The sequence below is a fragment of the Candidatus Methanarcanum hacksteinii genome, from assembly GCF_964305265.1.
Classification (GTDB): domain Archaea; phylum Thermoplasmatota; class Thermoplasmata; order Methanomassiliicoccales; family Methanomethylophilaceae; genus Methanarcanum; species Methanarcanum hacksteinii.
Window position 1 is genome coordinate 118,362 of the sequence record NZ_CAYATA010000003.1, and the last position, 23,357, is coordinate 141,718.

At 45.8% G+C, this 23,357-nt stretch carries 21 protein-coding genes and 2 pseudogenes; 10 read left to right on the forward strand and 13 right to left on the reverse strand.

The features are described from left to right. Positions 1–157: 157 nt before the first annotated feature. A complete protein-coding gene (locus ACI2NF_RS05330; protein ID WP_400153365.1) occupies positions 158–1,264 on the reverse strand; it encodes a hypothetical protein in 1,107 nt (368 codons plus the stop codon). A gap of 239 nt (positions 1,265–1,503) precedes the next feature. On the opposite strand from ACI2NF_RS05330, the gene ACI2NF_RS05335 reads away from it, so the two are divergent. Beyond that, complete coding sequence (locus ACI2NF_RS05335; RefSeq protein ID WP_400211185.1) at positions 1,504–2,382, forward strand: ABC transporter ATP-binding protein; 879 nt, start codon at positions 1,504–1,506, stop codon at positions 2,380–2,382. Further along, positions 2,382–3,143: an ABC transporter permease gene (locus ACI2NF_RS05340; protein WP_400147948.1), complete on the forward strand. Its 762-nt coding sequence runs from the start codon at positions 2,382–2,384 to the stop codon at positions 3,141–3,143. The genes ACI2NF_RS05335 and ACI2NF_RS05340 overlap by 1 nt, the downstream gene beginning before the upstream one ends. 22 nt (positions 3,144–3,165) lie before the next feature. Here ACI2NF_RS05340 and cobJ read toward each other — a convergent pair whose 3' ends face one another. The 4 genes and pseudogenes from cobJ to ACI2NF_RS05360 form a co-directional block, all read right to left on the reverse strand. After that, entirely contained in the window at positions 3,166–3,897 is a 732-nt protein-coding gene (cobJ, locus tag ACI2NF_RS05345) for a precorrin-3B C(17)-methyltransferase (RefSeq protein WP_400149597.1), read from the reverse strand. Further along, positions 3,897–4,658: a precorrin-4 C(11)-methyltransferase gene (gene cobM / locus ACI2NF_RS05350; RefSeq protein WP_400211186.1), complete on the reverse strand. Its 762-nt coding sequence runs from the start codon at positions 4,656–4,658 to the stop codon at positions 3,897–3,899. The genes cobJ and cobM overlap by 1 nt, the downstream gene beginning before the upstream one ends. A 130-nt stretch (positions 4,659–4,788) precedes the next feature. Further along, a pseudogene (locus ACI2NF_RS05355) lies at positions 4,789–4,890 on the reverse strand (iron-sulfur cluster assembly scaffold protein); the annotation flags it as partial. Between the two features lie 83 nt (positions 4,891–4,973). Next, a pseudogene (locus tag ACI2NF_RS05360) lies at positions 4,974–5,906 on the reverse strand (homoserine O-succinyltransferase). Between the two features lie 85 nt (positions 5,907–5,991). On the opposite strand from ACI2NF_RS05360, the gene ACI2NF_RS05365 reads away from it, so the two are divergent. Genes ACI2NF_RS05365 through ACI2NF_RS05375 form a run of 3 tightly spaced genes read left to right on the forward strand, consistent with a single transcriptional unit; the run spans position 5,992 to position 8,668 of the window. Then, complete coding sequence (locus ACI2NF_RS05365; RefSeq protein ID WP_400211187.1) at positions 5,992–7,308, forward strand: O-acetylhomoserine aminocarboxypropyltransferase/cysteine synthase family protein; 1,317 nt, start codon at positions 5,992–5,994, stop codon at positions 7,306–7,308. Position 7,309: 1 nt separating this feature from the next. Further along, entirely contained in the window at positions 7,310–8,236 is a 927-nt protein-coding gene (gene cysK, locus ACI2NF_RS05370; RefSeq protein WP_400211188.1) for a cysteine synthase A, read from the forward strand. A 3-nt stretch (positions 8,237–8,239) separates the two neighbouring features. Then, positions 8,240–8,668 carry an RrF2 family transcriptional regulator gene (locus tag ACI2NF_RS05375; RefSeq protein WP_400149296.1) on the forward strand — a complete coding sequence of 143 codons (429 nt, stop codon included), beginning with the start codon at positions 8,240–8,242 and terminating at the stop codon, positions 8,666–8,668. Positions 8,669–8,715: 47 nt separating this feature from the next. On the opposite strand, the gene phoU is transcribed toward ACI2NF_RS05375, so the two are convergent. The 4 genes from phoU to ACI2NF_RS05395 form a co-directional block, all read right to left on the reverse strand. Continuing rightward, on the reverse strand, positions 8,716–9,363 hold the full coding sequence (gene phoU, locus ACI2NF_RS05380; RefSeq protein ID WP_400211189.1) for a phosphate signaling complex protein PhoU: 648 nt from the start codon (positions 9,361–9,363) through the stop codon (positions 8,716–8,718). 4 nt (positions 9,364–9,367) lie between these two features. Further along, positions 9,368–10,150, reverse strand: coding sequence for a phosphate ABC transporter ATP-binding protein PstB (gene pstB / locus ACI2NF_RS05385; RefSeq protein ID WP_400211190.1), 783 nt, complete (start codon positions 10,148–10,150; stop codon positions 9,368–9,370). A gap of 5 nt (positions 10,151–10,155) precedes the next feature. After that, positions 10,156–12,093: a phosphate ABC transporter permease PstA gene (pstA, locus tag ACI2NF_RS05390; RefSeq protein WP_400211191.1), complete on the reverse strand. Its 1,938-nt coding sequence runs from the start codon at positions 12,091–12,093 to the stop codon at positions 10,156–10,158. Between the two features lie 270 nt (positions 12,094–12,363). Then, positions 12,364–13,011, reverse strand: coding sequence for a substrate-binding domain-containing protein (locus ACI2NF_RS05395; protein WP_400211192.1), 648 nt, complete (start codon positions 13,009–13,011; stop codon positions 12,364–12,366). A 237-nt stretch (positions 13,012–13,248) separates the two neighbouring features. On the opposite strand from ACI2NF_RS05395, the gene ACI2NF_RS05400 reads away from it, so the two are divergent. Beyond that, on the forward strand, positions 13,249–14,250 hold the full coding sequence (locus tag ACI2NF_RS05400) for a PhoU domain-containing protein (protein WP_400149584.1): 1,002 nt from the start codon (positions 13,249–13,251) through the stop codon (positions 14,248–14,250). Positions 14,251–14,385: 135 nt separating this feature from the next. Here the strand turns inward: ACI2NF_RS05400 and ACI2NF_RS05405 are convergent, their stop codons facing one another. Further along, the gene (locus ACI2NF_RS05405; RefSeq protein WP_400201898.1) at positions 14,386–16,143 is read right to left on the reverse strand and encodes an ABC-F family ATP-binding cassette domain-containing protein; all 1,758 of its coding nucleotides are present in this window, start codon (positions 16,141–16,143) and stop codon (positions 14,386–14,388) included. A gap of 145 nt (positions 16,144–16,288) precedes the next feature. Here ACI2NF_RS05405 and ACI2NF_RS05410 point away from each other — a divergent pair, with 145 nt between their 5' ends. Beyond that, positions 16,289–17,239: an asparagine synthase-related protein gene (locus ACI2NF_RS05410; protein ID WP_400149587.1), complete on the forward strand. Its 951-nt coding sequence runs from the start codon at positions 16,289–16,291 to the stop codon at positions 17,237–17,239. Here ACI2NF_RS05410 and ACI2NF_RS05415 read toward each other — a convergent pair. Next, positions 17,231–18,136: a DMT family transporter gene (locus tag ACI2NF_RS05415; protein WP_400148325.1), complete on the reverse strand. Its 906-nt coding sequence runs from the start codon at positions 18,134–18,136 to the stop codon at positions 17,231–17,233. The genes ACI2NF_RS05410 and ACI2NF_RS05415 overlap by 9 nt on opposite strands. A gap of 135 nt (positions 18,137–18,271) precedes the next feature. On the opposite strand from ACI2NF_RS05415, the gene upp reads away from it, so the two are divergent. The 3 genes from upp to ACI2NF_RS05430 all read left to right on the forward strand — a co-directional run bounded on the left by upp (position 18,272) and on the right by ACI2NF_RS05430 (position 21,715). Next, a complete protein-coding gene (gene upp / locus ACI2NF_RS05420; protein WP_400148327.1) occupies positions 18,272–18,910 on the forward strand; it encodes a uracil phosphoribosyltransferase in 639 nt (212 codons plus the stop codon). 9 nt (positions 18,911–18,919) lie between these two features. Then, positions 18,920–20,269: a uracil-xanthine permease family protein gene (locus ACI2NF_RS05425; protein ID WP_400151299.1), complete on the forward strand. Its 1,350-nt coding sequence runs from the start codon at positions 18,920–18,922 to the stop codon at positions 20,267–20,269. A 105-nt stretch (positions 20,270–20,374) separates the two neighbouring features. Further along, entirely contained in the window at positions 20,375–21,715 is a 1,341-nt protein-coding gene (locus ACI2NF_RS05430; RefSeq protein ID WP_400148330.1) for a citrate/2-methylcitrate synthase, read from the forward strand. 100 nt (positions 21,716–21,815) lie between these two features. Here ACI2NF_RS05430 and ACI2NF_RS05435 read toward each other — a convergent pair whose 3' ends face one another. Both ACI2NF_RS05435 and ACI2NF_RS05440 read right to left on the reverse strand, forming a co-directional pair. Further along, entirely contained in the window at positions 21,816–22,601 is a 786-nt protein-coding gene (locus tag ACI2NF_RS05435) for a YqaJ viral recombinase family protein (protein WP_400211194.1), read from the reverse strand. A gap of 5 nt (positions 22,602–22,606) precedes the next feature. Continuing rightward, entirely contained in the window at positions 22,607–23,290 is a 684-nt protein-coding gene (locus ACI2NF_RS05440) for a DUF7523 family protein (RefSeq protein WP_400148334.1), read from the reverse strand. Positions 23,291–23,357 lie beyond the last annotated feature (67 nt).

Genomic DNA, 23,357 nt, shown 5'->3' on the forward strand with positions numbered 1-23,357 from the left:
CACAAGGATTAGGATCAGTTTTTTACGTACCGACGCGCTATATTTTCCTTCAAAGGTATCTTCATCGATTCTATTTTTTATGATATCTGTGAGGCTGATTATCCCGTCATCGTTCGCCATTGGATCACGAAAAAATAAAATAGGGGCGTTAGCCCCATCACTCGATTATGATCTCCTTGAATGTGTTACAATTATCGGATGTGCCGAAGAGCATACCTGTTGTATCTTCGTCGAATCCGTATGCTTTGTTGTAGTCTGAGATCAATTTGGATACATCATATCCTGTGTCGATGCCAGAAGCTTCTGCAATAAGCACATATCCTACATATGTCAACGGGCCCGACATAACATTCGTGTTCAATACGTATACTTCATTTGATTTTACAGCGTTGAGGTCTTTATATGCCTCACTCTGCTTGATCAATCCGTTCTTATCATCTGACCAGAATGCTTTAGCCGATGCAGCATCAACAACCTTACTTGATCCTCTGATGAATAATTTATCTACAGGCGTCTTTGCATCCAATGCGATAACCTGCTCTTTGATTCCATCTGAACCTGCACTGTTCGTTACACCATTAAGATCGAGATTCGGTATGCTGTTAAGAGCATTCTTTCCGTAGATTTTCTCTGTTATTTCACTGAGTGATGATGTCTTGTTGTAGAATCCCTTACCTGACATGTAGAACAGGAAGGTTTTATCGCTCGTACTTGAAGAAGAAGCTTTTGTGATAACAGTGTTGATGACATCGTTTGACATCTTAACGTATTTCTCATATGCATCGTTTGTCTCTACATTTTCTCCAAGACACAATTTCAATAACGTTTTAAAATCCTCGTCCATTTTGTCGCCGAAGCAATCCAGTTTGACGACAGTGATTCCAAGTTCCGCATATGCTTTTTCTTTATCAGGGGATACCGTCATTGAGGAAACAGGTGCGATAACATATTTCACTCCAAGTTTGGAGATTTCTTCTGCAGTCATATTCTTAGTTACAGACATGTGTTTCGCATTCTTGAAAATGGGATGGAACATCTCCCATAATTTTGCATCATAGGAGCTTGAATAATTGCTTATCCCTGTGACGTAATCGTCCAAACCCAAGATCTTCATTGCTTTAGGAACATTCGTATTCACAGTGACGACCGATTTCACCGGTCCGGAGACTTTGATCTCTTTACCGCTTCCATCGACTATCGTATATCCTTCACTCGATGAGTCGTTGTTTGAAATGACGATTGCTGTCGCAATACCCGCTATCACAATTAACGCTACTGCCGCAATCGCAATGATTTTCTTATCAATTGCCGTCTAATCACCTCGTTGGATAATTCATCCAATGTTACTCAATCTCTCAATTGGTATATAAATCCAACTTGAATATTTGAGTACACATCTCTGGCCTTTTGAAATGAAATGAAGGTGGAGCAAAGAAACCCATCCAGTATTAAAAAAATCGTAAATCATAATATAGGTGCACAAAAATAGCGAACTTCATTCACATGACGACTAATACTGCAGATGAAAACATCATCGTTGTAAAAGGAATCACAAAAAGATTCAACGAAAAAGTAGCTGTCGATCACGTAGACTTGGAAATAAAAAGAGGCGAGATTTTCGGACTTCTTGGTCCAAACGGTGCAGGTAAGACCACCACTGTCAGGATGATATCCTCACTCACAACGATGGACGAGGGATCGGTAATGATAGATGAGAATGACCTCATCAAACAATCGAATGAAGCAAAAGGTTGTTTAGGAGTCATTCAACAGCACATAAGTCTCGATAAAGATCTGACCGTGCGTGAGAATCTCATCCATCACGCGATGATGCATATGATGCCGCGTGCAAAGAGGACTTCCAAGATACAGGATCTAGCAGACTATGTTTCACTTGGCGAATATATGGACAAGACTGTCGACTCCCTATCGGGCGGATGGAAGAAACGTGTCGCTATCATTGCGGCATTGATCCATGAACCGAAGATAATATTCCTCGACGAACCCACAGCAGGCCTTGATATCCAAGCAAGGAGGGGGCTTTGGGATCTTGTCCGTAAACTCAACAATGATGGTACAACGATCATTCTAACGACACACTACATAGAGGAAGCTGAGAATCTCTGCGACAGAGTAGGGATCATCGATCACGGGAAGATCAAAGCGATCGATACACCAAGACATCTCTGCGAAACTGTTGGTAATGTCGCTGTCGAATGCAAATATCACGACGGTCACACCGATTACAAATACTTCAAGAACAGGGATGATGCGAACGCATACTCCGCGACTCTGACGGATGATGTGGATGTACTCATAAGGAAGACCAACTTGGAGGATTGTTTCGTCAAACTCACAGGTAGTTCGGTAGGTGGTGTATGATGTTCAGACGTCTGAGGGAGATATACTACGTCTCATGGGCCGATCTCGCATTCATGAAGCACAATATCCTCAACGTGATATTGATGAGTCTGATGAGTCCTATCCTATACTTGATAGCATTCGGTTATGGTCTAGGGGGCTCGGCGACCATCGAATACGGCGGGGAACAGATAAAGTACGTTTCGTTCATGTTGCCGGGTATCATCGCATTGTCGACGTTGTCATCCTCGTTCACTTCCACTGCTACGAGGATGAACGTTCAGAGGCTCTACTACAAGAGTTTCGATGAGATGCTGATGTGTCCTATACACTATTCATCGATAGTCATCGGAAAATCGATCTTAGGGATCTTGAGAGGTCTGTTGAGCAGTATCGTCATATTTATCATAGGATTGGCATTGGATATCGGCATGATCCCGAGTCTGGGATTCTTCGCGATGGTGTTGCTATCATGCATAGCATTCTCATTGTTGGGTGAGACGGCTGCATTGGTCGTGAAGACGCATCAGGGTATGTCATTGTTCAACACACTCATCGTGCTCCCGATGACATTCCTTTGCGGTACGTTCTTCTCTACGGCATCATTGCCACCCATCTTCCAGGGCATATTGTATATGATACCATTGACGTACTCAAGTGAGTTGATAAGGGCCACAGCACTCGGTGCTGAATTCCCGTGGATATTGCTGATCGCCTTACTGGCATATACAGTTGTATTCTATTTCATCAACTTGTATCTGATAAAAACGAGGAGGGTTTGAACCCCCCATCTTTTTGAAAAAATTATTGGATCGTATAACCCCTCGGGGTTATCATCTTTCCATCTTCGATGAACGTCTTTGAATTACCGACGATCAATGTGCAGAACATATCGATGCTCTCACAATCAAGTTCTCCGAGTGTCGTGCACCATGATTCCTGATCGGCCCTTCCAATATTCCTTGCGACACCGACAGGTGTTGACGGGGATTTGTATTTGGACATGATGTTGATGGCTTCTGAAAGTACGTCGGGACGTGCATTGCTCCTTGGATTATACAATGCTATGACCATATCTGCTGAAGAGACCGCATCAAGACGTTTTACGATGACATCCCATGGTGTCAAGCAATTGGATAGACTGATCAATGCGGTATCGTGCGTGAGCGGTGCACCTAAGAGGGAAGCTGCCGAGGAAGCTGCGGTGATGCCGGGTATGACCTCTATCTTCACATCAGAACCCATCTCTGATGCGACCTGATATGTTATCGACGCCATACCATAGATGCCTGAATCCCCGCTGCTTACCAATGCTACGGTCTTATCCTTCGCTTCTTCCAAAGCCGCCTTACAACGGTCGACCTCGTGCGTCATACCTGTCGATTTGAATTCCTTATCCGGGAAGATCTCTTTCAGTATTCTCACGTATGTCGTGTAACCCATTACAAGATCTGCGTCCTCGATGGCCTTCACAGCCCTTATGGACATGTCGTCCTTGCTCCCAGGACCGAATCCGACAACCTTCAGGACGCCCATCACTCCACCCCTTTGCGGTATTCTGTCGTGAAGTGTTTGTCATAGAGTTTGGAAAGGCTGTATTTGTTACCCAAGAATCCGCCTACTACTGTGAGGGCGGTCTTATCGATCTTTGATTCCTTGACCTTCTGCGGCATATCGCTCAATGTACCTTCGACTATCTTCTGTTCAGGCCATGTCGCCTTATAGACAACGGCAACAGGAGTGTCGGGTGAATATCCTCCCTCTATCAACGTCTTGCATAATTCGTCCATGAAACTCACGCTGAGGAATATGACCATCGATGAGTTGTGCCTCGCAAGATCGATGAGCTTCTCCTTCGGAGGCATCGGTGTGCGACCCTCCATGCGTGTCAAGATGACTGTCTGACTGACATCAGGTAATGTGTATTCCTTCTTCAGAACAGCAGCGGTCGCTACGAACGAACTAACACCAGGTATGACATCGAATTCGATGCCTTCCTTCTCCAAAAGGTCCATCTGCTCACGGATCGCCCCATATATCGATGGATCCCCAGTATGCACACGTGCTACACTCAGACCTTTTTTCGCTGCTTCGATCTCGATGCGAGATACCTCATCCAAATCCATGAGTGCGCTGTTGTAGATCACGGCAGAATCCTTGTGACCGTCCAGGACCTTCGGGTTCACCAACGATCCTGCGTAGATTATCACGTCTGCTTCATCCATCAATCTGCGACCTTTTACTGTTATCAATTCCGGATCCCCAGGTCCGGCACCTATGAAATGAATCATCTTCATCACGCCTGAGGGCCTTTGCCCTTTGGAAACCATATTTTGTCCAATATAATAAATTGGTTGTATAATCCAACATATTTCACGGGTGATGCGGATACGTAATGGAATAAATGATGGGCCTCAGGCCCAGAATTCAATCATTTATGTCATGTTTAGGCTTCTCAAGACCTTCGATCTTGATATTATGCTTCTCGGCATAATCCCAAAGTGCTGCATGGATTGGCGTATTTCTCAATGAAATACGGCATCATCACATCCAATGTCTCTTGTTTCATTCTCGTTGTCGATGCATTATCGAAGAAATCTGTTCCATTCCTCTCATCTCTTTGTTAATCTCTTACTGATATCCCTGATGTCATAGGGCGTCTGCTGATAGACGTAATAATTCAGCCAATTGGTGAATATCAATGTGGAATGACTTCTCCAAGTCACGATCGGATCGTATCTGTCGTCATTATTCAGGAAGTAATTCTTCGGCATCTCTGTATTGAGTCCTCTCTCCATGTCCCTTGAATATTCATCGGCAAGCGTCGATCTATCATATTCCAAATGTCCTGTGATGAAGATCTGCCCATCATCGGAAATCACGATACCTGTATCGTCATCAGCCGTTTCGGCCAAGATATTCAACCTTGGGTTGGCCTTTATGTCCGATGATGAGATCGTCGCATGTCTTGATTGAGGGATTTTCAAATACTGATCTATGCCCCTCATCAACGGTTAGGTCTCAATGACATTCCTGTATTCGAAGATGCCAGATCTCTTTTTGGGAAGACTCCTTTTCTGAATGCCATAATGATGATACAATCCAGCCATTGATGTCCAGCAGATGTACGTGGTGGACCAGACATGTTCCTTCGTCCAATCCATTATCCTGCACATCTCGTCCCAATAATCCACCTTTTCGAACGGGATATCCTCCAATGGGGCACCAGTGATGATCATCCCATCATAGTAGCGATCCTCAATGTCAGAGAATCTCTTATAGAATCTTGTAAGATAGTTGATAGATGTATGTTTAGATTCATGAGTTGAAGGTATGATGAGATCGACATCCACCTGAAGTGGTGTGTTGCTGAGCAATCTCAATAATTGTATCTCCGTTTCCACCTTCGTCGGCATAAGGTTCAATATCGCGATCTTCAAAGGCCTGATGTCCTGTGTTCTCGCACGATCGTCATCCATGACGAATATGTTCTCATTCTCTAGAGTCGAGAATACAGGTAGTCCCTCAGGTATCTTGATCGGCATCTTTCTCCTCGAGTGAGCCTAATCGGTTCACACTATTTGTATTTACCTATCAACATAGTAGGTAAGTGTTAAATACAATTCGTGCATGGTCACTTTCAGTGATATGGTGACAGGTCCGAATTACAAATTCGAAACATTGCAGGTCCATGCAGGACAAGAAGAACCGGATCCAGCAACGGATTCACGTGCAGTACCTATCTACATGACAACATCATATGTCTTCAAGGACTCTGCACAGGCAGCAGGAAGGTTCGCTTTGGCGGAACCAGGGAACATCTATACAAGATTGATGAATCCAACATCATCCGTCTTTGAAGAGAGGATGACCGCTTTGGAGGGAGGTGTCGGTGCATTGGCAACTGCATCGGGTTCAGCGGCGATAACGTATGCGATACAGAACATCGCTCTTGCAGGGGACCATATCGTGTCCTCGACAAATCTCTATGGCGGAACGTTCAATCTATTTGCCAATACGTTGAGGGAACAAGGTATCGAGACGACATTCGTGGATCCCTCCGATCCTTCCAATTTTGAAAAGGCGATCAAAGAGAACACCAAATTGCTATACACAGAGACATTGGGAAACCCCAACTCTGATGTGGTTGATCTGGAAGCTATATCTGCCATCGCCCACAAACATGGAATCCCATTGATCGTTGACAGCACATTCACATCACCATATCTTCTTAGGCCCATCGAGCACGGTGCCGATATCGTGGTTCATTCTGCGACCAAGTTCATCGGAGGCCATGGTGTCGCAATGGGAGGTATCATAATCGATGGAGGTAATTTCGATTGGGCAGCGAATGATAAATTCCCAACATTGTCAAAACCTAATCCATCGTATCACGGTGTTGTCTTCACCGATGCCGTAGGCAGGGCTGCATTCGTGACGAAGATACGTACTACACTGATGAGGGATCAGGGAGCTACGATCTCTCCATTCAATTCATTCCTTCTGTTACTTGGATTGGAGACGTTATCGCTTCGTGTGGAGCGTCAGGTCGAGAATGCGTTGAAAGTTGTCGAATTCCTCAACGAACATCCTGATGTCGAGAAAGTGAACCATCCGTCGTTAGCGACTGGTAAGCAGAAGGAGCTGTATGATAGGTACTTCCCGAACGGCGCAGGCTCGATATTCACATTCGAGATCAAAGGCGACGCAGAAAAAGCGAAGAAGTTCACAGAGTCTCTGAAATTATTCTCACTCCTCGCCAATGTTGCGGATGTCAAATCATTGGTCATCCACCCTGCCTCGACGACAAACTCACAATTAGATGAGAAAGAGCTCCTTGAAAGCGGCATCAAACCGAACACGATCCGTCTCTCGATAGGTACTGAGAACATAGATGATATCATAAATGATCTGAAGAACGGTTTCAAAGCGGTAGAAGGCGAATAAGATGCTTTATAAGACTATAGATGGGACCATCGGTAACACTCCGTTGGTGGAATTGACGAACATCGAGAAAGATCTGAAATTGGATGCCAGGATCTACGGAAAGATAGAGGCATTCAACCCAGCTGGTTCAGTGAAGGACAGGATCGCGAAAGCGATGATCGATGATCTTGAGGAAAAAGGGATATTGAAGGAAGATTCCGTCATAATCAAACCCACATCAGGCAACACAGGCATCGCGTTGTCTTCCATCGCCACGGCACGCGGATACAGAGCGATAATCGTCATGCCCGAGACCATGTCCATCGAACGCAGGAAACTGATCAAGGCATATGGTGCGGAATTGGTCTTGACCGAGGGTGCTAAGGGAATGAAAGGTGCTGTCGCCAAAGCAGAGGAATTATCCAAGACGATTTCGAATGCTGTTATCCCGGGACAATTCATCAATCCTGCGAACCCTGCCACCCACTATAGGACGACAGGTCCTGAGATCTATAGGGATCTGGATGGGAAGGTGGATATCTTCGTAGCCGGGGTCGGTACGGGCGGAACACTCTCTGGAGTGGGGAAATACCTCAGGGAGAAGAATCCAGATGTGGAGATCATCGCTGTAGAACCTAGGGGTTCTCCATTGCTCTCTGAAGGGAGGACAGGCACCCACAAGATACAAGGTATCGGCGCAGGATTCATTCCAGAGACACTCGACAGGGACATCTACAACCGTGTTATCGCTGTGGAGGATGAGGATGCATTCAAGGCCGGCAGACTCGTTGGGAAGAAAGAGGGCATACTTGTCGGCATCTCATCGGGTGCTACGACATGGGCTGCGATAGAATTGGCGAAGGATTCTGCCAATAAAGGTAAAAATATCGTCGCCATCATGGCGGATACAGGAGAGAGATATCTCTCAACAGCATTGTTCGAGGAATAAGGAATGAATGCAATCGTTTCGACAAAGGGCAGATATGCGTTACGCGTGATGATTGAGTTGGCGAACAATCTTGGAAGGAAAGTTCCTTTGAAAGATATCGCCAATGACCAGGGCATATCGCTCAAGTATCTCGAATCGATTATGCCTCCGTTAACGAAAGCAGGGTTCGTGACCGCCATCCATGGTAAGGGTGGCGGTTATGAACTCGCCGTTTCGCCTGATGAATGTACATTGGCAGAGATAATCACTGCTGTTGAAGGGCCCATCCTTACAGTTTCTTGTCTTGATCCCGAGATCGTTTGCGAGCGCAGCTCCAAGTGCAAGACATTACCAATCTGGAAGGGTTTGGATGAGACAATCAACAATTATCTCAGTAAGATAAAGCTCAGCGACCTCTTGACCGATGACATCATCAGTATCGCTGATGAATGATCTTTTTTTAAAAAATGAGATCGACGCACTTACGTGCGCCAATCCCTTTATGCGATCACTGTATGAAATCCGGTCACCATGTATGTGACCTTCTCAGCTATCTTGCAGGCGTGATCCCCTACTCTCTCTATGTATCTCATTATCGACAGCAGGAATACACAATCATCCGCTGATGCAGGATTCTCCTTGATGTGTGCTATAAATGATTCACGATTGTTCGTGAGACTCTCGTCGATGAGATCATCCATATCCTGTATCTCATCGAAACCGTCCACAGAACGTTGAATGAAGCCATCTATGGCCTTGTTGACCATATTCACAGCTATGTTACCCATGGAGACGACATCTTCGATGAATTCATTCGGCACATCGCCATCGAGTTTCCTTACAGCAGAAGATATGTTCTTGCTGTATTTCGCCACCCTTTCCAGATATGTTATGCATTTCAATACAGTAACCATCGTGCGCATATCCGATGCCCGCGGCTGATACAAGGATAATACTTTCAACGCACTCTCCTCGATACATCTGTCATATCTGTCGACTATCTCGAAATCTGACATCACATCATCAGCTAGCTTGATATCGCTGTCGGCGAGAGCCTTTATCGATCTTTCGATCATGCTCGACGTCATCTTCGCCATCTTGATCGTATTCTCCACGACCGAATCGATCTCCTCTATCGCTTTTTGCATTCGATCACCCGAACCTTCCTGTAAGATATCTCTCAGTCATCTCTTCCTTTGGTTTGTTGAATAATGATGTCGTGTTCCCGAACTCGATCATCTTTCCAAGATACATGAAACCTGTATCGTCACTGATACGCGAAGCCTGTTGCATGTTGTGTGTCACTATAACGACAGTATACTCCTTCTTCAGCTGCACAGCGAGATCCTCGATCTTCGATGTAGCTATCGGATCCAATGCGGAGGTCGGTTCATCCATGAGGATGACATCAGGATTCATGGAGAGTGTCCTTGCGATGCACAATCTCTGCTGTTGTCCTCCTGAGAGGCCGAATGCGGATTTGTCCAATCTATCCGCCACCTCATCGTAGAGAGCGGCCTTCTGAAGACATGACTCTACGATCTCGTTCAATTCCTTCTTATCCTTGATGCCTTTGAGTTTAGGTCCATAGGTAAGATTCTCTCTTATCGTCATCGGGAATGGGTTCGGTTTCTGGAACACCATCCCAATCTTCATGCGCAGATCATTCACATTGGTGTCTTTGGAGCATATGTTCTCTCCGCGGAACATTATCTTCCCTTCGATCTTGCATCCATCAATGAGGTCATTGATCCTATTGATCGACCTCAGCAATGTGGACTTACCGCATCCTGAGGGACCTATCAATGCGGTGATCGCATTCTTCTTGACTTTCATGGACACATCATACAGTGCCTGTTTCTCCCCATACCAGAGATTCACATCCTGTATGTCTATCGCCACCTCAGAATTTGAGGCGGATTCTTTCATTTCCATCATACTCACCATCTGATTTTCTTATTGTAGTGACTTCTGACAACAGATGCCAACACGAACATCGAGAGCACGATGATCAGAAGTATCGTTGCCGTTGCATATTGATTGCCTGTGGTTCCAGGGACCTCTGCAGTCAGATAATACAGGTGATATGGCAAAGCCATCACAGGATCCATTATCGATTTTGCAAGACTTGGATGGAATGCCACTGCTGCAGTGAACATGATCGGAGCGGTCTCTCCTGTCGCACGTCCTAAGGAAAGGATCGCACCGGTTATCGTTCCACCTATGGCTGCAGGGAAGACGACCCTGTATGTCGTCTGCCATTTTGTTGCACCCATTGCTCTGGATGCTTCACGTAATTCGTTAGGTACTGCTCTTATGGATTCTTCCGTCGTTCTGATTATCACAGGAAGTATCATCATCGATAATGTCGCCCAACCAGCTATCAGAGAATATCCGATGCCGAGATAAATCACGAAGAATGATAATCCGAAGAGGCCGAATACGACAGATGGTGTACCGTTCAATGTGTCTATCGCACCTCTTATCGCTCTGTTGAGCTTGTTATCCTTGGCATACTCTGCAAGATAAATGCCTGTCAATATCCCCAAAGGCAATGCTATGATGGCAGTACCTGCCATCAGTTCCAATGTGCCTACGATCGCAGGCATTATCCCTCCTTCCCTACCGCCCATGGATGGTGAAGAGGTGATGAAATCCAAGGATATGTTCGGCAGTCCCTTTATTACTATATCTAATATGATTATTGCAAGCAGCAGGAGGACGAATACCATGTTAGCGATCAATATGCATTTAGCGACATCCTCTCTGTCGGACGGACTCAGTCTCGAGACTGTGAAGAGGGTAGCATAAGTCCCTATCGTGATGATGATAGATGCTATCAAGGAGGACAGACCAGAAATCATCAACGAGAGGATCATCCACGACATCGTGAAGATAAGGATGAAAGATCCTATCTTACAGACCATTTTCTTGTTCCTTTGGATGGTATCGACAAATGTTGCATACGCCCTTATCTTCGAACGGTCATTGAATGCTGTTCCGTTGAATTTCTGCTTCATGTTGTCCGTGATTTTCTTTGCTACGATATTGACTGCAAAGACCATAACCATAAGGACCAAAGCGAGCATGAATAGTGCGTTATAGTGTGTATCTCCCACGACCGACTCAGGCATCTCCAATGCCAATGTGCCTGTTATCGTACTGATCAGAGAGAATATGTTCCATAGTGGGTCCGGAATTATTGTAGCATTACCGGACACCATCATGACGGCCATCGTCTCACCGATCGCTCTTCCTATACCGAGCGTTACAGCGGCCGATATGCCCATCACTGCGGCAGGAACGATCACTTTTGCTGTCGTCTCCCACCTGTTAGCACCCATCGCTATGGATGCTTCTCTGTATGAATTCGGTACCGCGCGGATCGCATCCTCCGATACCGAAATGATCGTTGGTAACGCCATTATCCCCAATATGATCGATGCTGCCAACCAAGAGGAACCGAATAGAAGGTTCTCATCGAACATCTTGGAAAGGAACGGTACTAATATCACAAGCCCGAAGAAACCGTAGACCACTGAGGGTATGCCTGCGAACACCTCACACAGAGGTTTCAAGACACTACGTATTTTCGGATTCGCGAATTCGGATATGTAAATGGCTGCTAAGAGCCCTATGGGGAATGCGAATGCTATCGCACCCAACGTTACCAACAAGGTACCGACGATCATGGGCAATGCTCCATAGGAGCCATCGGACGGTGACCAATCGGTACCGAAGATGAATTCGATGGGATCTACGTCCTTGAATAGTTCGATCCCATTACCTACAATGAAAAAGAGGATGAGGAAGATAATCAACACAGCTGTTGATGCTATCGCAATGAGCACATACCTCATTATAGCATCCGCATCCATGTTTAATCCTCCTCTGCTGTGTTGATTATCGAACATCCATTTTCCCCATCAGAGATTTACCAATTGTCCGATACTGATGTATCCGATTGAACCGTCGGTGTTGCCGATCATCTTGATCACGGCACCCGTGGAAGAGAGTGAGTTGACATCCGATTTCATCTTCCAACCTGGTGTGGATGCTTTTATTGACTCCTCGAAACATTCACGTGTTCCTGAACCATCCTCACGACATACGACACCGATGCTCTTGTCGACACCTCCGACCTGTGACTAGTTCGTGTATGTTCCGTCGTAGATCTTTGCTACCTGCTCTATGGTGAGGTCCTTCACTCCTGTACCATTGACGATGACCGCTACACCATCCTTACCGATGATCGTAGGGATCAATCCCTTCTCAGCCTCTGATGCCTTGAGATCTCTGGAGCACATTCCGATGTCGGAGACTCCGTTGATCGTGTTGCTTGCACCCTGACCCGATCCTCCTCCGGTGATGGAGACTTTCATGTACGGGTACTTCGCCATGTATCCCTCGGCGATACGTGTCATCGTATCCATGATGGTTGTTGAACCAGAGATTGCGATCATGGTCTTGCCATCCTTGTCGGGATCTTTGTAATCTGTCATCTTGTCGATCGAGATGAATTCCTTTCCGACGATCTTCTGTCCGTCGGCAGATGTCACATAATTGAGGAACTCTGCCACATTGCCAGTGGCTTCACCGTTCGTACATACGATAAGGTTCCTTTTGATAAGGTATGAATTGTCTCTCACGTTTGATTCAGTTGCTTCTACGCCATTCAATGAAACTGCATATGCATCGTTATCGTTGTCGTCACCATTGCTCATGAAAGCGACGATTGAAACGCCTGCAACAGCGATTACGATTACAGCGAACAACGCTATGATCCTGTTATTCAAGATTTACACCTCGAATCGGACTATTTCGAGACTTAATATATAGTTATTTGATTTATTATATAGAACAATATATACTATATGTAGAACAATATTTTATATATAAAATATGGAAAAATCATGTGTTTTCAATGAAAAAACTACGTTTTAAGTTATGTTACAATAACATATTAGGAATATTAAATATTGTTTACTATATATTATTTATATTGCTATATACTTCTAGTTTTGGCGAGGACGATGGAAATAAGGAAAGTTCAGATTACCGGCGGTTCATCAATGATGATCACACTTCCCAAAGAATGGGCAGAGACAGTTGGATTGAAGAAGAACGATCCTGTATCGTTGGACGTACAGAACGATGGTTCGTTAATAATATTCCCTAACGGTATGGAAGAGAGGAATCTATCCTCTACGAAATGTATCGACGTAAATGATATCTCTGACAATGATTTCCTCTACAGACAATTGGTCGGTGCATATATCGCAGGACACAATATGATAGAGCTCAGATCCAATGATAAATTGGCTAGTGAACACATCGACGTCGTATCCTCATTCGTACAGACCTCTATTGGATTGGAGATAATAGAGGAAAATGATAATTCCATCATCATACAGGATCTGATGAACCAAAGTCAGATCAGACCATTGAAGTCATTGGAGAGAATGGAGGTTCTCGTCCGCAACATGCTCAATGACGTCATAGATTCGATTGAGAAGAAGGATGTGACGCTGTTCGAGAGCATGGTCGAGAGGGACAAAGAAGTGGACAGGATACACTGGTTGATCTTGAGACAGGTCAGTATCAATCAGAGGGATCCAACAGTTGCACGTAAACAGGGAATGAGTATCGCATCGGTAACTCGTTGCAGTTCCATCAGTCGCATCATCGAAAGGATAGGCGATCACGCAGTACTCATGTCAAAGAACATGAGGTACTTACTGGGAGAGTGTCCGCCGAACATGATGGAATCATCTATGGTCGCTGCAGGCCGTGACGCGATAAAGTTGTTCTCAGACTCCATAAAGACATGGAAGACCAAGGATATGGTATCTGCGAATGCCTGTATCGAAAGAGGCAAGATACTCGCGAACAAGGTATTTGAAAACTCGAATCGCGTTAACGAATTCACAGGAAAAGCTGCTATCTCCACCGGTCTGATCATTGAAAGTGTGAAGAGGATAATAGAATATTCAATGGATATCTCCGAGATCGCGATAAACGCGACCATGGAGTAAACCGTTTGAAAGAACTTTCGAAGTAGAGGATCAGTGCATCCCCCACTATCTTCGGTCGATTCCGAAGAAGCATGAAAGAATCGTGTTGGAATGGATATATCCTTTACCCTAGTTGGATGAGTCTCGGTCACGGATTCATTGTTTTCTCAATTTACCTTGGTTCAATGCAGTCTCGAAACCGGGCATATCATCAGGGGTGATGATCACCTTATCGCCCTTAGCGTATTTCTTGCCCTGTGCCCAATTCGTGAATGGAGACAGTACGCGATACGAATCACCTTTCTGCTTTGGTGTTTTGACAACGGGTTTACCTTTGATGTCCGTGTAATTGCCATTGTACATCTTTGCTGTGTTCCCGGACACTTCGATAACCTTGTTACACACATTGTCGAGGAAATATCTGTCATGGGTGATCGTTATGACCGTACCATCATATTCTGACAATGCCTGCTCCAGCATATGCTTGGATTCGATATCCACATAATTCGTAGGTTCATCCAATATCAGCAGATTTGTCGCGCCGTTGAGCAACATGCACAATGCGACCCTTGCCCTCTGTCCTCCTGAGAGCGTGGACATCTTATTCGTCACATTCTCATCTGTTAAGAGGAAGTGTGCAAGCATGTTCCTTGCCTCGGCTTTCCTGTCCTTGCCGATGATCATCAACATCTGTTCCTCTGCAGTGAGATTCAGATCGAGACCTTCATGATTCTGTGAATAGTAACCGATCTTCGCGCCTGGTGCCACCCATAATTCACCCTTCACGTGTATCTCTCCGAGTATAGATCTGATCAAAGTACTCTTCCCAGCACCATTAGCACCGAATACACCGACCTTGTCGCCCTTCTCGATATCGAGATCCACACCGCTTAGTATCGTCCTGCCATCATAATCCACAGACATGCCGTTCGCGATTATGACATTCTTCCCTGATTTCTGAGCGGCTTGGAAGTTGATGGAGATCTTCTTTGAATCCTCTGGTCTCTCTTTCTTCTCCATCTTGTCGATGAGCATCAATCTTGTCTTGTACGATGCCATGTATCTGCGCTGATCATGGAACATCTGTTCGGCTATGGCTTCTTGTTTCTTCTTCTGATTCTCATATCTTTCGAATTCTGCCATCGCCCTTTCGATCGCTTCATTCTTCTTCTCGACGAATTGGGAGTAGTTGCCTTTGTATTCCCTTGTCTTCCCGTTCTCGATCTCTATGACCCTCGTGACGATGGCATCAAGGAAGTATCTGTCGTGACTTACAACTAGGACGGCACATTTCGAACTCAGGATCATATCCTGCATCCATTCGATGGTCGTGATGTCAAGGTGCGATGTGGGTTCATCCATTATGAGGAGATCACAATCAGAGATCTGGACAGCAAGCTTCGCTATCATCACTTTCGTCCTCTCTCCCCCAGACAATGTATCCATCTTCCTGTCAAGGATGGATGTTGGGAAGTTGATGGATGCGAATACATCCTGTAATTTATCATCTATCTCTGATTCGAATGATGATAGTTTGCGTTCCAATTCCGCACTTTCCTCGGCCAGGGCATTCCAATCAACGTCCCCTCCTTGCATCATCATATCATCGATCTCAGCCTGACGGCGTTTGATCGTCTCAACGAAACCATAGCAACTGCTAAGAACATCACGCGGAGTGGCATCGTCGGGCAATTCGGTGAATTGCTGCATATAGCCAATCTTATCCGTCCTGCGGATTATCTCCCCGGTATCAGGTTTCTCCTCACCAAGTATCAATCTAAGAAGTGTGCTCTTTCCGGCACCGTTGTTACCGACAAGACCTACGCGCTGTCCTTCGTCTATTTGAAGCGTCGCATCCGTCAGCACCTTCATGGGGCCGAATGATTTGGATAATGATGAGGCTCTTACTAACACGGTCACAGGCTATCGGTTCACGATATATAACGAAAATGTCCGAATCGAATGACTTCATCCAACATATGGCAAGGAGGATATTGTTAGACGTTAAGATATCCTTCGAATCGATGAAATAAAATCATATGATGTCATCGGCAGGAACATGTTCGAATACCAGGAACTCGAAGATGCATTGATATCGTTCATCAAGGAGAAAGTAGAAGGGAAGGATGTCGGTGTCGCTTGTTCCGGAGGATTGGATTCCGGCCTGGTATCCGCTATCGCGAAGGAATTCGCCAATTCGGTCACATTGTACTCATGCGGTACGAAGAATGCACATGATGTGATGATGACTAAGGATCTCTCGGAGAGATTGGAGATCCCTATGGTCCATGCGAAGATAACGAAAGGAGATATGCACGGACTGATAAGGGAGATGATAGAGATCGCAAGTCAACCGGATCCCTTCACCATATCCTATGAGATGCCACTGCTTTGTGTATGTAAAGCTGCCAAAGAGGACATCATCCTCACCGGACAGGGTGCGGACGAGTACTTCATGGGCTGTGCTAAATTCGTCGGTGCGAGTGCAGAGGATTATGAGGTCCTAAAGACAGCAAGTGTTGAAAGACTGTTGAACGTTTCAGTTCCATGTGAACTCAAGATCGCGGAGCATTTCAACAAGACGCTGTATTATCCTTATCTTGACATCAGTATGACCTCTCTTGTCGAGAAGATCGATCCAGAGGTATTGAGACCGAAGGACATGGATTCTAGGAAGGAGGTCCTTAGAAAGATCGCCATCCACCTCGGATATGATTTCATCGCTAAGAGACCTAAGAAATCATCGCAATATGGGTCGGGTACGACCGATCTCATCCGTGGTATCGCCAAGGAGAACAATATGATGTATGCCGAATACATCGCATCCATAAGAGACGAGGTCACATATGGTAAGATACCTTTGAAGAGAGGATCCTTTATCAACGCTCGCATCGACCCTATCGTGAAAGAGAAGGCAGAGCGGATACTTCTCCAACAAGGAATAACTCCATCCGAAGCCATCGAAGACCTTTACAGGAAGATAATACAAGAGAATGAGGACTCACTCTGATTGTATCTTCTTGGGCCTTTTTAGTTTCAGATTCAAAAGTGCTACTCCAAGGAGGACAAGCACTATTCCACAGACCTTTATTGTTGTCGGTGATTGTCCATACATCACGAATCCGGCAACCGTTGCCACCATCGGTTCGATGAGCGCGAGAACGGACACATAACCCGCATCCAAACCTTTAAGACCGGAACCGTACAGGAAATACGGGATCAATGTTATCAATAATCCCAATCCCAACATCCAAAGGGCCGCTCCTTCGATGTTGATCGCGATATCCAATATACCAAGGATATTGGAGAATGGGACCAGACATAGAGCTGAGATCCCGAAAGCGTAGAAAGTCAATGTCATCGGACTATACTTCCTGAGAAGGAACTTGTTCAAAATCGTATAGAGGGCGTATGTGAAACCTGAACCGAGTCCCATCCAGAATCCACGCATATTCAATTCTCCGCCTTCGCCTCCCACAAGTCCGACTGCGAATGCACAGCCTATGAATGCCAATCCAAGAGCTAGGACCTTGTGGAGCGTCAGCTCTTCCTTGAAGATGAACACGGAGAATACAAGAACGAAGAATGGTGCCGTATAGAGCATGATCGACACCATCGACAACGGACATCCTATGGCGATCTCTTCGAAATACAGGATGTTATAGACCATGAAGAACAAAGCTACGGCAACCAGGATGACGAGATCCTTCGGTTCCACCTTGAATAGAGACCTATCGCGGATCAACATTATGATCAGAAGGCCTATGGCGGTTACGGCACACCTTACCTCAGTAACCTGCGTGGATGTCAGTCCATCCGCCTCAAGTTCACTCGTGAATACACCTATGACTCCCCACAGACATGCGGCGACGACGATCATAGATGCATAGAATGCCCTCTTCTCCATATACCGACCTATCTCCTTCCCATATTAATATAATCCTATGGGGGCACATCATTCGTTTTGATGGGTGGCATATATGAACGGAGTAAAGGATTATATCACATAACGCTATGATTGTTTCCCAGAGTAGTGGGATAAATGAAGGATTATCCGAACGTTCACATTCTGGACCATCCGCTGATAAGGCACAAGGTCGCCTATCTTAGGGATGTCAATACAGACACCAAGCTTTTTAGAGATCTCATCACAGAAGTTGCCACACTTATGACGTATGAGGCATTCAAGGACGTACCGACAGAGTCGATCAAGATCCAAACGCCATTCGAGCTTATCGATCAAGATATCGTCAAGAATGATTCGGTCGCTATCGTCCCCATCCTACGTGCGGGACTAGGCATGGTTGATGGTGTGTTTAATCTGTTCCCCTTAGCGAAGGTCGGACATATTGGACTCTATCGTAACGAAGAAACGCATGAACCTGTGGAATACTATTGCAAATTACCTCAGAACATCGAGAACATGGTCACCGTCGTCCTTGATCCGATGCTTGCCACAGGCGGAAGTGCCTCAGAAGCAATCACCATGCTCAAGAAACGTGGCTGTAAAAAGATTAAACTCATGTCCATCATCGCAGCTCCTGAAGGAGTCACTAGGATGGCTGAGGACCACCCTGATGTGGAGATATATGTGTCTACACTAGACAGGGAACTGAATGAGAATTGTTACATCCTGCCTGGACTCGGTGATGCAGGAGATAGGATTTTTGGAACCAAATAAGGTGTTATAATGACTAATGGAATAAAACTCGTATATGATGTGTATGACAAACTGCCATTCAAAAAGAACATCATATTTGCTTTGCAACAATTCCTTGCCGTAATCGCAGCGACGATCCTTGTCCCTGTTCTCGTGAATTCGGCAACAAGTACTGAGTATCTCAACCAAGCATCAGCACTTGTCGGAGCAGGTATGGGTACGATCGTGTATCTCCTATTCACCAGATTCAAGAGTCCGGTGTTCCTAGGAAGTTCGTTCGCGTTCATTCCCGCTCTCATAGGCGCTGTGTCCTTCGGTTACTTCGGGATCATCATGGGAGCCATCATGGCTGGTCTCGTCTATGTTTTGCTTGCAGCGATAATTTGGAAATGCGGAACTGATTGGGTGGACAAATACATGCCACCGATCATCATCGGTCCGACCGTAGCACTCATCGGATTCTCACTTGCTGGATCTGCGATCGGGAACCTCGGTGGGAACACATCATACGTTACGATCTTCATCGGTATCGCAACATTCATGGTCGTTGCATTGGCATCCAATAGAGGACCTAAATCGATCAGACTCTACCCATTCATCATCGGTATCATGTTCGGTTACATCCTTGCCGCATTGCTCACCATCGTAGGTAACGCTTGTAACATCGAGGAATTGATCATAATGGACTATTCTGCATTCGATGATATCGGCAACTTCGACAAATGGATTCCAGACCTCACATTCCTTGGTGCTATCGATCAGGGAACATCATTGATGTCTTCGGCAGCTAGTTGGGTCACAGTCGCTGTGCTCTTCATTCCGATCGCATTCGTCGTATTCGCTGAGCACATCGCTGATCACAAGAACCTCAGTTCGATCATCAACCACGATCTTATCAAAGAGCCAGGACTTAAGAACACACTCCTCGGTGACGGTGTCGGTTCCATGGTCGGTGCATTCTTTGGAGGATGTCCGAACACGACATACGGCGAATCCATCGGATGCGTCGCACTCTCAAGGAACGCCTCCGTCAGCACAATCCTTCTGACAGCTATAATCTGTATCGTCGTCGCATTCATCTACCCGTTCGTGGCATTCCTCACAACGATCCCGACATGCGTCGTAGGCGGCATCTCCATAGCTCTTTACGGATACATCGCGGTATCAGGTCTCAGGATGTTCAAAGAGGTGGATCTCAACGATTCCAAGAATCTCTATGTCGTTGCTGCGATCTTCATCACAGGTATCGGCGGATTATCACTTCAGTTCGATTTCGATGGACAAGCTATCGTCATAGGCACGATCGCATGTGCTTTGATAATCGGTATCATCACCAACCTCCTTCTTTCCTGGAAAGCTAAGGAAGACGATGATTTCTGAGTAGAATTAAACAATCGGGGCCGATAACCCCGATTTTACCCCCTTGTTTTCAATAATTATTTTAATCATGTCGTTTTAGGTATCATAAGATAGGGGAGATAAGAAATGGTCGACGATTACTTCATTAAACAGGCTGCATTATGCTCCACACAAGACGAAACGCCGACAGAACTCTATGAGAAATATGATGTCAAGAAGGGACTCCGTGACAAGGATGGTAAAGGTGTTGTCACAGGTCTGACTCACATATCAAGAGTTGATGGATTTGAAATGATAAACGGAGTAAGGACTCCGATAGAGGGCCGTCTGATCTACAGAGGATACGACATCAAGGATTTCATAATCGGCCACGGTGAAAGGAAATTCTCATTCGAAGAGGCCACATACCTCTTGTTGTTCGGTGAACTTCCGACAACTAGTCAACTCGAAGAGTTCAAAGAGATAATCGCAAATCACAGGGAACTCCCTACGACATTCTTGAGGGGAGTTATTCTTAAAGCTCACAGTAAGGACATCATGAACTCCATGACAAAGAGCGTGCTCTCACTTGGAGCATACGACGATTACATCGGAAGCAACGAGATTCCCATCGTATTAAAGCAATGCATCAGCTTGATCTCGGTCATGCCCATGCTTGCAGCTTATGGGTATCAGGCATACAGATATTATGACCTCAACGACAGCCTCATCATTCACAGGCCCGATCCAAAACTCTCCGTTGCTGAGAATCTTCTCATGACCCTCAGGCAGGACGGGAAGTTCACGGAATTGGAAGCCAAGGTACTCGATGCTGCCCTTGTTCTTCACATGGAGCATGGAGGAGGTAACAACTCCACATTCACAGCACGTGTCGTCACATCCGCAGGTTCGGATACCTATGCGGTCATGGCTGCGGCATTATCATCGTTGAAGGGACCTAAGCACGGCGGTGCAAACATCAAGGTCGTTCAGATGATCGCAGACATCAAGAAGCACATCTACGACACTGATGACGAGGAAGCTGTAAGGAAGTACCTCATAGACATACTCGACAAGAAGGCATTCGACAAAGCAGGCCTGATCTATGGCATGGGGCACGCTGTGTATTCGATATCGGATCCAAGGGCGGAGATTCTCAGGACTCTCGCAGAGAGATTAGCTGTTGAGAAAGGACGTGAGAAGGATCTCAGGCTCTATCAGACCATCGTGAAATACGCACCGGATCTGATCACTGAGAGGAAACATGCGTTCACGGGCGTCAGTGCAAACGTCGACATGTACAGCGGATTCGTCTATGACATGCTGGGGATACCAGAGGAGATGTTCACCCCGATATTCGCGATAGCAAGGATCGTCGGATGGAGCGCACACCGTATCGAGGAACTCGTCGGCGGAGGCAAGATCATACGTCCTGCCTACATCTCGATCTCGCCTGAGAGGAAATACGTACCGATCGAAAAGAGATGAATTCTCTATCGATCGTACGAATCAAAAATATGTTAGATCGACCCCGAAGGTGCATTCCATCGGGGCCGATCACACTTAATTTTCATTTATGATAGGAGATTCATCTCTTCCTATCATCTTTAGGTTTTGTTCTAAGATATTTCAGAAGGTCCGCATCTTTCTCATCGGACCATTCAGGAGTGTATCCATTGAGGATGAACTCCTTGTACCATGATTCTGCCTCCTCCATGTATGGTTTCATATCCAATCTTGGAACAACGATGATCTTGACGTTATCCTCCGATGGCTTCCATGCATTCGGACGGATCACCTCGGATTCTTCCAAGAACCCTACCAAGAACACAACGGTATCGAGGCCTGCGAGTTCAGCATACAGGGAAGCCTGCAACTGATACGTCATCGGAATGTTGGTGAACCCACCCTTGCCATCATCCCATTTACTCTTATCGTGGGATGTTTTGATCTCAAGTATAGCTTTTCTCTCGCCATCGATCACGATATAACCGTCAACAAGCCCACCGAACAACTTGTTGTCATGAAAGTGATCATAACCGCATTTATCGCCTTCGACAGGTTGTTCGACCGCAGCTTTCTGTCCTTCCGAGAGACCCATCGGTCCAGACAACATCCTTGTACAACTCTGACCGAGATAATTCCTCAGCACAGGCTCCAACGCATTGCCTGCATCGATGTATTTGTTGGCCTTATCGCCAGGATATATCCCTGCGATCTCGCATGCTACCTTGAATGGTGTGGCGAATTCACTATATCCCAATATCCCTCCGATCTTTGTACCCGATATCTTCTTAGGCTTCCATGTCTCGAAGTAGATGGTCTTCTCATCATCGCTTATCTCGACGATGTTCTTCCTTCCATCAAAGGCCATCGGGATCACTCCTTCAATGTCTCTTCAGCACTTTGGATACATTTGGTCAATACGGAGTATGCATTGATCATGTCATATTCGCCGACGATGAATACGGTGTCCGTATGACAGCTAACGGTCTCCTCGATGTTTATGCCCGCATCAGAGAGATTCGTGATCAGGTATGCGATGACACCGCTTGTCTCCACGATCTTCTCAGGGGATTTTACAGTGATCTCGACAAGATTCTCTCTGATCTTCAGGATGTTGAACCTACCTACCGTATCGATGATACGTTCCTTCAGCATCTTATCCGCGATGATCGTGACTGCAGATGCGGATTGAACGATCTGCATGATGGAATCCTCATTCCAAAGGTCCTTGAAGAGATTATCCATCTTATGAAGGACGGACCAATCGTTCTTGGCTGTGACGATACATGTCTTCGTCCTCATCTCAAGGCGACTGTCCTTGAGGATGTTGAGGATGCTGATCTCGTGATCGGTCGAAACTCCCATCTTGCTAGCATATCTTCTGCATGCGATCATGACCGCTTCCTCGTTATCGAGGTCAAGTTCCTTCATGATCGCTCTTGCAAGCGATGAATAATTGACAAGTCCCTTCGAGACACAATCCTTCACACTCGGATGTGCATCGATATACACTCTTGTCTTCTCAGCGAGACTCTCTCTTGTAGGGCCTTTTGACATGAGCGTTCGAATGGTATGCGAGTATTTATTTGTTCTATTTCAGACATATTTGTTGAAATAGAAAAAG

What these genes read in the sequence shown, in the direction of transcription:
- ACI2NF_RS05335 (WP_400211185.1), top strand. Translation starts at nt 1,504, where the DNA reads ATGACGACTAATACTGCAGATGAAAACATCATCGTTGTAAAAGGAATC.
- ACI2NF_RS05340 (WP_400147948.1), top strand. Translation starts at nt 2,382, where the DNA reads ATGTTCAGACGTCTGAGGGAGATATACTACGTCTCATGGGCCGATCTC.
- cobJ (WP_400149597.1), bottom strand. Translation starts at nt 3,897, where the DNA reads ATGGGCGTCCTGAAGGTTGTCGGATTCGGTCCTGGGAGCAAGGACGAC.
- cobM (WP_400211186.1), bottom strand. Translation starts at nt 4,658, where the DNA reads ATGAAGATGATTCATTTCATAGGTGCCGGACCTGGGGATCCGGAATTG.
- ACI2NF_RS05365 (WP_400211187.1), top strand. Translation starts at nt 5,992, where the DNA reads ATGGTCACTTTCAGTGATATGGTGACAGGTCCGAATTACAAATTCGAA.
- cysK (WP_400211188.1), top strand. Translation starts at nt 7,310, where the DNA reads ATGCTTTATAAGACTATAGATGGGACCATCGGTAACACTCCGTTGGTG.
- ACI2NF_RS05375 (WP_400149296.1), top strand. Translation starts at nt 8,240, where the DNA reads ATGAATGCAATCGTTTCGACAAAGGGCAGATATGCGTTACGCGTGATG.
- phoU (WP_400211189.1), bottom strand. Translation starts at nt 9,363, where the DNA reads ATGCAAAAAGCGATAGAGGAGATCGATTCGGTCGTGGAGAATACGATC.
- pstB (WP_400211190.1), bottom strand. Translation starts at nt 10,150, where the DNA reads ATGGAAATGAAAGAATCCGCCTCAAATTCTGAGGTGGCGATAGACATA.
- pstA (WP_400211191.1), bottom strand. Translation starts at nt 12,093, where the DNA reads ATGGATGCGGATGCTATAATGAGGTATGTGCTCATTGCGATAGCATCA.
- ACI2NF_RS05400 (WP_400149584.1), top strand. Translation starts at nt 13,249, where the DNA reads ATGGAAATAAGGAAAGTTCAGATTACCGGCGGTTCATCAATGATGATC.
- ACI2NF_RS05410 (WP_400149587.1), top strand. Translation starts at nt 16,289, where the DNA reads ATGTTCGAATACCAGGAACTCGAAGATGCATTGATATCGTTCATCAAG.
- ACI2NF_RS05415 (WP_400148325.1), bottom strand. Translation starts at nt 18,136, where the DNA reads ATGGAGAAGAGGGCATTCTATGCATCTATGATCGTCGTCGCCGCATGT.
- upp (WP_400148327.1), top strand. Translation starts at nt 18,272, where the DNA reads ATGAAGGATTATCCGAACGTTCACATTCTGGACCATCCGCTGATAAGG.
- ACI2NF_RS05425 (WP_400151299.1), top strand. Translation starts at nt 18,920, where the DNA reads ATGACTAATGGAATAAAACTCGTATATGATGTGTATGACAAACTGCCA.
- ACI2NF_RS05430 (WP_400148330.1), top strand. Translation starts at nt 20,375, where the DNA reads ATGGTCGACGATTACTTCATTAAACAGGCTGCATTATGCTCCACACAA.
- ACI2NF_RS05435 (WP_400211194.1), bottom strand. Translation starts at nt 22,601, where the DNA reads ATGGCCTTTGATGGAAGGAAGAACATCGTCGAGATAAGCGATGATGAG.
- ACI2NF_RS05440 (WP_400148334.1), bottom strand. Translation starts at nt 23,290, where the DNA reads ATGTCAAAAGGCCCTACAAGAGAGAGTCTCGCTGAGAAGACAAGAGTG.